Source organism: Vibrio sp. NC2 (assembly GCF_025195005.1).
GTDB classification, from domain to species: Bacteria; Pseudomonadota; Gammaproteobacteria; order Enterobacterales; family Vibrionaceae; genus Vibrio; species Vibrio splendidus.
The window spans coordinates 380,865-389,742 of the sequence record NZ_JANVFC010000004.1; the positions used below are offsets into that span (position 1 = coordinate 380,865).

Sequence of the window (8,878 nt, forward strand, 5' to 3'; positions counted from 1 at the left end):
AATTTGGAGCCATTGTCTAAACGTAACTCGTTTAGTTCAAGCGGAAACGAGCGATCATTTCACAGTTGGTCGCGGTATCGATCTTTTCTACCATAGAAGCAATTTTAGGATTGGGATGGCGTTTCATGAAATCGATCAGCGCTTTCTTACAGCAACCAATAGAATCGATAAAGCTGGAACATTGAGTGTTAGGGCACTGCGGGATCAGTGTCAGCACTTTTTCTGAAGCCAATTGAAGATACTTGAGCTCGTATTCGGTATCACCAGCCCATCGCCAGAATTGTGCGAGATTGTGACAAGAGATCACCGAGATCAGTAGGCGTTCGTCAGCCTGAATATCGGTACGCTCAGTGATTTCTTCGCTTAAGTTCAGTGCTTGCTGATAGTGAAGAATACTTCGTACAGGATCGTCGAGCTGCAATGCAGTATCGGCAAGTAACGTGTGTTTTTCCCATTCGCTAATCATTGTATTACCTCACTAATCAATAGGTGGTCAATTTAAATGATAATCATTATCATGTAAAGTTTCATTGGTGAGATTGTTAATAATAATTGGTGAAGGGTATTGTTCGTGCGTGGAAACATAAAAAAGAAGCGAACACAGTGCTCGCTTCTTTTTTTCATTTCATCAGGCGTTCAAGCCCAACTTCGCAAAGAGGTTGAGGGATTAACCTTCTAGACCTGCGCTTGCTTGTTTGTTCTGAATCAGCTCAATCATGTAGCCATCAGGATCTTTGACGAATGCGATGTGTGTAGAGCCGCCTTTAACAGGGCCAGCTTCACGTGTTACGTTACCGCCTGCTGCTTTAATTGCATCACACGTTGTGTAGATGTCATCAACACCGATAGCAACGTGACCAAAAGCTGAGCCAAGGTCGTATTCAGTCGTGCCCCAGTTGTAAGTCAGCTCAATCACAGCGCCTTGAGATTCGTCACCAAAGCCAACGAAAGCCAGCGTGTATTCGTACTCTTTGTTTTCGTTCTTACGTAATAGCTGCATGCCCATTACATTGGTGTAGAACTCGATAGACTTGTCTAGATCACCAACGCGTAGCATGGTGTGTAAAATACGACCGTTTGACATGATTTGCTCCTAGCTTTAACTATGTATACGTTTTTGTAATTCTGTTTTATGCCGCTAGATAAACGCGGCGCTTTTGGCCAATAGGCTTGTTAGCTTCTTTCGCTTAGGGCTAACAGCTTATGAGCCTAGACGTCCGTCTTCTCTTTGAACTCACATAGGTCTTCTATGATACAGCTGCCACAGCGTGGTTTACGCGCAACACAGGTGTAACGTCCATGAAGAATGAGCCAGTGGTGGACATCCAGTTTGAATTCTTTTGGAATGACTTTGAGCAGCTTAGCTTCAACATCATCGACCGTTTTACCCATTGCTAACTTAGTGCGGTTTGATACACGGTAGATGTGAGTATCAACGGCAATGGTTGGCCAACCGAATGCAGTATTTAACACTACGTTGGCTGTTTTACGACCAACACCTGGAAGGGCTTCTAATGCAGCGCGATCTTCCGGTACTTCACCATTGTGTAGGTCAAGCAGCATACGACACGTTTTGATGGTGTTTTCTGCTTTCGAATTAAACAGACCGATGGTCTTGATGTACTCTTTTAGGCCATCGACACCTAGGTCGAAAATAGCCTGTGGAGTATTAGCCACAGGGTAAAGCTTATCAGTGGCTTTGTTGACGCTGACATCGGTTGCCTGCGCTGATAAGAGCACGGCGATCAGCAACTCGAAAGGGCTGTTCCAGTTAAGCTCAGTTTCTGGCTTGGGATTGTTTTCTCTTAAACGCTCAAGTATTTCTACTCGTTTTACATTGTTCATAGCGACATTACTTTCAAATAGTTAGGGCTTGAGTTCCGGCGGAGTTCTTTCAAACTTACTCGTTTTAAAATAACAAGTTCCGCAATGGTTCAGGCTTTATCATCGGTTACGCGCTCTTATGAGCGTCATTATTATGTGTACTTGGTTAATCTATTTACCTGCTGAGCGGTTGAGTTACTCAGCAGGGTTTAAGCTACTGTAACTTATCAGGCATTGGTAACGCGAGCGCGTTCAATGGCTGGTTTTTCTTGTTTGGGCTGTCTAGCTTTAGCTTGGTTGTCGATGATGTTTTTCAAAGCAATCAAGAAACCAACACCAATGAAAGCACCTGGTGGTAGTAGGGCTAACAAGAAGCTGTTATCAAATTCGAATATCTGGATTCGTAACACTGAAGCCCAATCACCAAGGAGCAAATCTGCGCCATCAAATAGAGTTCCGTTACCAATAACCTCACGCATCGCACCCAATACAACCAGTACTGATGTCATGCCAAGGCCCATCCAGAAACCATCTTGAGCAGCAGGTAAAACTTCGTTTTTAGAAGCGAAGGCTTCAGCTCTGCCAATGATGATACAGTTGGTTACGATCAGTGGGATGAAGATACCCAAAGAGAGGTAAAGGCCATACGCGTAAGCGTTCATCAGAAGTTGAACACAGGTTACCAGTGAAGCAATGATCATCACGAATACTGGAATACGCACTTCTTTTGGCACATGGTTGCGAACCAAAGAGACAGAAACGTTCGAACCGACCAATACAAGCAAGGTAGCAATACCTAAGCCAAGTGCGTTCGTCACTGTCGAAGAGACAGCCAGCAGCGGACATAACCCAAGAAGTTGCACTAGGGCAGGGTTATTGGCCCACATGCCATTTTTGATCAGTGTTTTATGGTCACTCATTATTCACCACCACAATTTAGAGGTTGAGCAAGCAATGCTTGGTTGTTTTGGTTAACGTACAGCACCGCCTGTTTGACGGACTTAACGACAGCTCTTGGTGTGATGGTCGCGCCAGTAAACTGGTCAAAGTCACCACCATCTTTGCGAACTTTCCAGCGATCAAGATTTGACTCGGTTACTTGTTTACCTGCGAAAGAGAGTATCCAATCACTCACTCGAAGGTCTATCTTATCGCCTAACCCCGGAGTTTCCCTGTGGGAAAGCACACGTGTACCCAAAATGGTACCGTCAATTTTCATCCCAACAATTACTTTTATTGCACCATTGTAGCCATCAGGAGCAATGGCTTCGATTGCAATCGCGCTAGGTTCACCGTTGAGTGTAGCAATATAAGCCGGCATTGCTTGTTCAGTGCCCAGCTCTTCTGCTTGAACCAGAGTACAAGCTGAAAATAGTTCATTATCGTGCAGATCGTGCGGGATCACTTGGTTAAGAACAGACAGTAACTGAGCCTGTTCTTGCTGCTTAATCTGGTCTTTGGTCAGGTAGTGAGTTACCGCGACCAAACCTGTTGAAGCACACGCAAAAATCGCGAGTACAAGGCCATTTTTCTTAATTGCGTTTAGCATGGTATCCGCTCCTTAGTGGCCGTAAGTACGAGGTTTGGTGTAGTAGTCAATCAGTGGAACACACATGTTGGCTAACAATACAGCAAACGCCACACCATCAGGGAAGCCACCCCAACTGCGGATAATAAAGACTAACCCGCCAATCAGAGCGCCAAATACCAAGCGACCTTTCACTGTCGTCGAGGCTGAAACCGGATCGGTTGCAATGAAGAATGCACCAAGCATGGTTGCGCCAGACAATAGGTGAATGGTTGGCGAAGCGGTTTCACCTGGCGTTAAGATTAAGAATACCAGGCTAAACAGCGCAAGGCTGCCGATGAAAGCTACCGGAATATGCCATTGAATCACACGTTGCTTAATCAACACTAGGCCCCCAACAAGGTAGGCAAGGTTTACCCATTCCCAACCCACGCCAGCTAACCAGCTGAATTGCGGTTGAGACAGAGCTTCAGAAGCGGTGTTGCCTGCCGTTAATGCGGTTTTGAAGGCATCGAGTGGTGTTGCCATCGTGGTGCCATCAATACCAAGACGCGCTTGTTGAAGAGATAAACCTTCGTTATTGAAACCAGTAAAGATCATCAAGAAGGAGTCCACAAAACTCGTTGCTTCAGCCGTTAAGCTGGCTGGTGCATTCCAGCTGGTCATCTGAACTGGAAATGAGATCAGCAAAACAACGTAAGCGACCATCGCTGGATTAAATGGGTTTTGCCCAAGGCCGCCATAAAGGTGTTTTGCGATGACAATCGCGAAGAACATACCTATCACGAGAATCCACCACGGAGAGTGTGGCGGAATCGCGACACTGAGTAGCCAAGCGGTCACAACAGCGCTGTAATCACGTAATGCCATCACTGGCGGACGTTTTCTTAGCAGCATTACAGCGGCTTCAAAGGTAACAGCAAGTGCAATAGCAAATACTAACTGGATGAGCGTACCCCATCCAAAGAAGTAGGTTTGAGCTAGTAGACCTGGCAATGCACAAATAGCGACCCATTTCATGAGATCTGGGGTGCTTCTACGATTGTGTGCGTGCGGTGAGCTGGCGATAAAGAAGGCCACTACTCTTTCTCCTCATTATTCTTTTTGTCTTGCTCTTGCTGCGCCTTTCTTGCTTTAGCACGAGCAATCGCTGCAGCAACTGCTGCTTTTTTAGGGTCGACTGGTTCTTGTTGAGTCTCAGTCTTAATGTCGGTCACAGGCTTAAGTGTTTCTTCTGTCTCGGACTGTTTCGCTTGCTGTGTTTTCTTCGCTTTAGCGCGAGCTATTGCAGCGGCAACAGCTGCTTTTTTAGGATCGACTGGTTCTGATCGAATCTCAGCTTCCACTTCAATTTCAACTACAGCTTCAGGAGCGGTTGCTTCTGCTTCGACCTGCTTAGCTTGCTGTGCTTTCTTCGCTTTAGCGCGAGCTATTGCAGCGGCAACGGCAGCTTTTTTAGGATCGACTGGTTCCGATTGAATCTCAGCTTCCACTTCAGTTTCAACTACAGGTTCAGGATCGGTTGCTTTTGCTTCGACCTGTTTAGCTTGCTGCGCCTTTCTTGCTTTAGCACGAGCAATAGCCGCAGCGACTGCATCTTTCTTGGCATCGCCAGAGCTTTCAACCGGAGCTTCACTTTCGGTTAGAGTAGCTGACTCCGCTTGTTGAGCTTTCTTGGCTTTAGCGCGAGCAATGGCCGCAGCGACAGCATCTTTCTTAGCATCGCCAGAACTTTTAACCGGTGCTTCACTTTCGGTTTGAGTAGCTGATTCTGCTTGTTGAGCTTTCTTGGCTTTAGCACGAGCAATAGCCGCAGCGACTGCGTCTTTCTTGGCATCGCCAGAGCTTTTAGCTGGAGCTTCACTTTCGGTTTGAGCAGCTGATTCTGCTTGTTGTGCTTTCTTCGCTTTAGCGCGAGCGATAGCTGCAGCAACAGCATCTTTCTTAGCGTCGCCAGTACTTTCAGCTGGAGCTTCACTTTCGGTTTGAGTAGCTGATTCCGCTTGTTGAGCTTTCTTGGCTTTAGCGCGAGCAATAGCGGCAGCGACTGCGTCTTTCTTAGAGTCACCTGATTTTTCAACCGGAACCTCAGAAGCTGATTCTGTTTGTTGTGCTTTCTTGGCTTTAGCGCGAGCAATAGCCGCAGCGACAGCATCTTTCTTGGCATCGCCAGAGCTTTCTGCAGGAGTATCAGCGGCTGCTTGTTGTGCCTTGCGCTCTCGAGCTTGTCGTTTACGTTCTTCACGCAGTTTCGACATTTCAGAATTGTCTGGTTCAGTGCTATCTGCTTTCTGAGCCGCAGCTTGTTTCGCTTTTGCCTTAGCAATCGCAGCGGCTACCGCAGGTTTCACTGCTGGTTCTGCATTAGGTGTTTGGTCTGCTGCTGTTTTTTGAGCTTTAACGCGAGCAATCGCAGCTGCAATCGCATCATCACCATCCGCAGACTTCATGTCTTTACGACGGTTGTCAGCAGCTTTCTTGAAGCGGTTTTCACGCTCGGCTTTATCACGCTCCATACGAGCGTTTTTCTCTTCGAAACGAATCTTGGCACGTTCTGCAGCTGTTGCTTCGTCTTTTCTTGTTTTGATTTCAGCTTTCGCTTGGCGATAGTATTGAACAAGAGGGATTTCACTTGGGCAGACAAACGCACAAGCACCGCATTCAATACAGTCTTTAATATTCAGCTCTTCACACTTATCCAACTCGTTGGCTTTGGCGTGCCATTGCAGTTGTTGAGGAAGTAGAGACGCAGGACAAGCTTCAGCACACGCGCTGCAACGAATACATTCCATCTCGTAAGTGCTTGGTGAGATCTCACGACGCGTTGGCGCTAAAATACAGTTCGACGTTTTGGTGATTGGCACATTGGCATGCGGCAAGGTAAAGCCCATCATCGGGCCGCCCAAAATTAAACGCGGCAGTTTTTTATCTGCTTTGTAGCCAAACTCTTCAAGTAACTCATGTACTGGTGTGCCTAATAGCGCCCAAACGTTACGAGGTTGCTTAAAGGTTTTACCGGTTAATGTCACAACGCGGTTAACCACAGGTTCGCCGTCAATTACCGCTCGCTTAATCGAGTAAAGAGAGCCGACGTTCTGAACCAAAACACCAATATCTGCAGGAATACCGCCAGCTGGGACCTCTTTGTTGGTGAGGATCTTGATAAGTTGCTTCTCACCACCAGAAGGGTATTTAGTTGGGATAACACGAATGACGATATCTTTGTCTTTCGCTGCAATCTCCAGTGCTTTTATCGCATCTGGTTTGTTGTCTTCAATGCCGATAACCGTCAGCTTTGGTTGAAGGATGTGTTCAACCACTTCGATGCCTTTCAATACTTCTTCGGCATGCTCTTGCAGCAACTTGTCATCTGAGGTGATGTAAGGTTCACACTCAGCAGCGTTGACGATCAAAATATCAGTGCGACCTAGACCTGATTGAAGCTTCTTAGCCGTAGGGAAGCCTGCGCCGCCCATGCCTGAGATACCAGCTTGGCGAATCACATCAAGCAGTTCGTCAGAAGTCTTTGTCGAAAAATCTTCAACTGGTTTTTTTTCAATCCAAGTGTCTAAGCCATCAGGTTTAATAACCACGCACACGTCGCTCAAGCCTGAAGGGTGAGCGGTGGTTCGTGGTTCGATAGCGGTAATCACACCCGATGTTGGTGCATGTACTGGCAAAGTGAAACCAGTCTCTAAGGCCGTCAGTTGTTGACCTTTTAGTACGGCATCACCGACAGCAACCAACAAGTTACCAGGCTTACCGATGTGCTGTTTCACCGGAAGAACGATTTCTTCAGGAAGCCTTGCATGCACGATATCAGTAGTATTCGACTGTTTCTTGTTTTCAGCAGGGTGCACACCGCCTGGGAAGTTCCAAATAGAGCCCGTGCGAATTTGTTCAATTAAAGAGATCATACTAACCCTATGCTTTAGGCTCTGACGCGGTCGCATCAGTTGCTTGGTTAGTGATGTCAGTAACAGGGATGATGTTCATCTGCCATTTCCAATTTTCAGTCGTTGTTGCCACTGGAATCATTTCGATACAGTCAGTAGGGCACGGTGCGACACATAGATCACAACCTGTACATTCATCTTTGATTACTGTGTGAAGTGCCTTGGTGCCACCAACAATAGCATCAACAGGGCAGGCTTGAATGCATTTGGTACAGCCAATACACATATCTTCATGAATGAAGGCAACGGTTTTTACTTTGTTATCTAAGTCATGAGCGGAGTCTTCAACTTCTACGCCCATTAAATCTGCAAGCTTCTCAATCGTAGCTTGGCCGCCGGGAGGGCATTTGTTGATCTTATCTCCGTTAGCGATCGCCTCTGCGTATGGGCGACAGCCAGGGTAGCCACACTGACCACATTGAGTTTGCGGCAATATGGTGTCGATTTGATCAACGATCGGATCGGCTTCCACTTTAAAGCGGATAGAAGCAAAGCCTAAGATAGCGCCAAAAACGGCGGCTAAAACGGCGAGTGCAATGATTGCAATTAAGATGGTACTCATGCTTACTTCACCAACCCAGTAAAGCCCATAAATGCCAGAGACATTAGGCCTGCTGTGATCATCGCAATCGATGCGCCTTTGAAGGGCATTGGAACATCAGCAACCGCAATACGCTCACGCATTGCAGCAAATAGGATCAATACAAGCGAGAAACCAACCGCAGCGCCGAAGCCATAGATGATCGACTGAATGAAGTTGTGGTTTTCATTGATGTTCAGAAGTGCCACACCTAATACCGCACAGTTGGTGGTGATAAGCGGCAGAAAGATACCCAACAGGCGATATAGAGTCGGGCTGGTTTTGTGAACGACCATTTCCGTAAATTGAACAACCACCGCGATAACCAAGATAAAGCTCATGGTACGCAGGTATTCAATACCCAGAGGGGTAAGGATGTAGGTTTCTACTAGGTATGCAGATACCGACGCTAACGTCAGAACGAAAGTCGTCGCGAGGCCCATGCCAATCGCAGTCTCCAGTTTCTTGGAGACTCCCATAAATGGACATAGTCCTAAAAACTTCACTAGCACAAAGTTATTGACTAGCACTGTGCCAACCAACAACAAAAGGTATTCGGTCATAATGGATTAATTCTTGAGATTCCGATCCCGATATTATCCTGCTTTGCTTACCTAATAACAACCAAGGATCACTAGGGATTTAGACACTTGGTGAAAAAAACATCAGGTAATCGATTGATTATTAAAGTTACCGTAAGTATAGACGGCCAATTTTTACTTCGTGAGACAAGTTTGTAGGAGTAGTTGAATTGGATCTTTCATAAGATCATTCTTGAATTGAGCTCGATTTGCTTCCTAAGAATAGGGTCATATTTGTGGATTTTGGTGCTCAGAACTATCAAAAAGAGAAGGAAAGCTGCGAGTCGAATACGTTCCCAAACCGCTAAAACGCAAAAAGCCGCATCGAGTGATGAAGTGACCCCGTAAAGTTGGACATTTCTGTTAAGCGGCTTTCAAGGCCTGAGTTCGATATTCTATCGGAGTCAGG

The 8,878-nt window shown here is 46.4% G+C and carries 9 protein-coding genes; all 9 read right to left on the minus strand.

What is annotated here, in order from left to right; translation table 11 throughout:
- Positions 1-31: 31 nt before the first annotated feature.
- The 9 genes from NX845_RS08900 to rsxA all read right to left on the minus strand — a co-directional run bounded on the left by NX845_RS08900 (position 32) and on the right by rsxA (position 8,451).
- Positions 32-466: a DUF2753 domain-containing protein gene (locus NX845_RS08900; protein WP_004734047.1), complete on the minus strand. Its 435-nt coding sequence runs from the start codon at positions 464-466 to the stop codon at positions 32-34.
- A 201-nt stretch (positions 467-667) separates the two neighbouring features.
- Positions 668-1,084, minus strand: coding sequence for a lactoylglutathione lyase (gene gloA / locus NX845_RS08905; protein ID WP_004734046.1), 417 nt, complete (start codon positions 1,082-1,084; stop codon positions 668-670).
- Positions 1,085-1,209: 125 nt separating this feature from the next.
- Complete coding sequence (gene nth / locus NX845_RS08910; protein ID WP_010437137.1) at positions 1,210-1,845, minus strand: endonuclease III; 636 nt, start codon at positions 1,843-1,845, stop codon at positions 1,210-1,212.
- Between the two features lie 206 nt (positions 1,846-2,051).
- Positions 2,052-2,744, minus strand: coding sequence for an electron transport complex subunit E (locus NX845_RS08915; RefSeq protein ID WP_017079307.1), 693 nt, complete (start codon positions 2,742-2,744; stop codon positions 2,052-2,054).
- On the minus strand, positions 2,744-3,373 hold the full coding sequence (gene rsxG, locus NX845_RS08920; RefSeq protein ID WP_065681301.1) for an electron transport complex subunit RsxG: 630 nt from the start codon (positions 3,371-3,373) through the stop codon (positions 2,744-2,746). The genes NX845_RS08915 and rsxG overlap by 1 nt, the downstream gene beginning before the upstream one ends.
- A 12-nt stretch (positions 3,374-3,385) precedes the next feature.
- Positions 3,386-4,432, minus strand: coding sequence for an electron transport complex subunit RsxD (gene rsxD / locus NX845_RS08925; RefSeq protein WP_060982282.1), 1,047 nt, complete (start codon positions 4,430-4,432; stop codon positions 3,386-3,388).
- Positions 4,432-7,269 (minus strand): electron transport complex subunit RsxC, encoded by a 2,838-nt coding sequence (gene rsxC / locus NX845_RS08930; protein ID WP_065681300.1) that lies wholly within the window; start codon positions 7,267-7,269, stop codon positions 4,432-4,434. Before rsxC ends, rsxD begins: the two co-directional genes overlap by 1 nt.
- Before the next feature lie 7 nt (positions 7,270-7,276).
- On the minus strand, positions 7,277-7,870 hold the full coding sequence (rsxB, locus tag NX845_RS08935) for an electron transport complex subunit RsxB (RefSeq protein WP_004734040.1): 594 nt from the start codon (positions 7,868-7,870) through the stop codon (positions 7,277-7,279).
- 2 nt (positions 7,871-7,872) lie between these two features.
- A complete protein-coding gene (gene rsxA / locus NX845_RS08940; protein ID WP_004734039.1) occupies positions 7,873-8,451 on the minus strand; it encodes an electron transport complex subunit RsxA in 579 nt (192 codons plus the stop codon).
- Positions 8,452-8,878: the final 427 nt, after the last annotated feature.

Coding starts and splice junctions, on each gene's coding strand:
- gloA (WP_004734046.1), bottom strand. CDS start 1,084: ATGTCAAACGGTCGTATTTTACACACCATGCTACGCGTTGGTGATCTA.
- nth (WP_010437137.1), bottom strand. CDS start 1,845: ATGAACAATGTAAAACGAGTAGAAATACTTGAGCGTTTAAGAGAAAAC.
- rsxC (WP_065681300.1), bottom strand. CDS start 7,269: ATGATCTCTTTAATTGAACAAATTCGCACGGGCTCTATTTGGAACTTC.
- rsxG (WP_065681301.1), bottom strand. CDS start 3,373: ATGCTAAACGCAATTAAGAAAAATGGCCTTGTACTCGCGATTTTTGCG.
- rsxA (WP_004734039.1), bottom strand. CDS start 8,451: ATGACCGAATACCTTTTGTTGTTGGTTGGCACAGTGCTAGTCAATAAC.
- rsxB (WP_004734040.1), bottom strand. CDS start 7,870: ATGAGTACCATCTTAATTGCAATCATTGCACTCGCCGTTTTAGCCGCC.
- NX845_RS08915 (WP_017079307.1), bottom strand. CDS start 2,744: ATGAGTGACCATAAAACACTGATCAAAAATGGCATGTGGGCCAATAAC.
- NX845_RS08900 (WP_004734047.1), bottom strand. CDS start 466: ATGATTAGCGAATGGGAAAAACACACGTTACTTGCCGATACTGCATTG.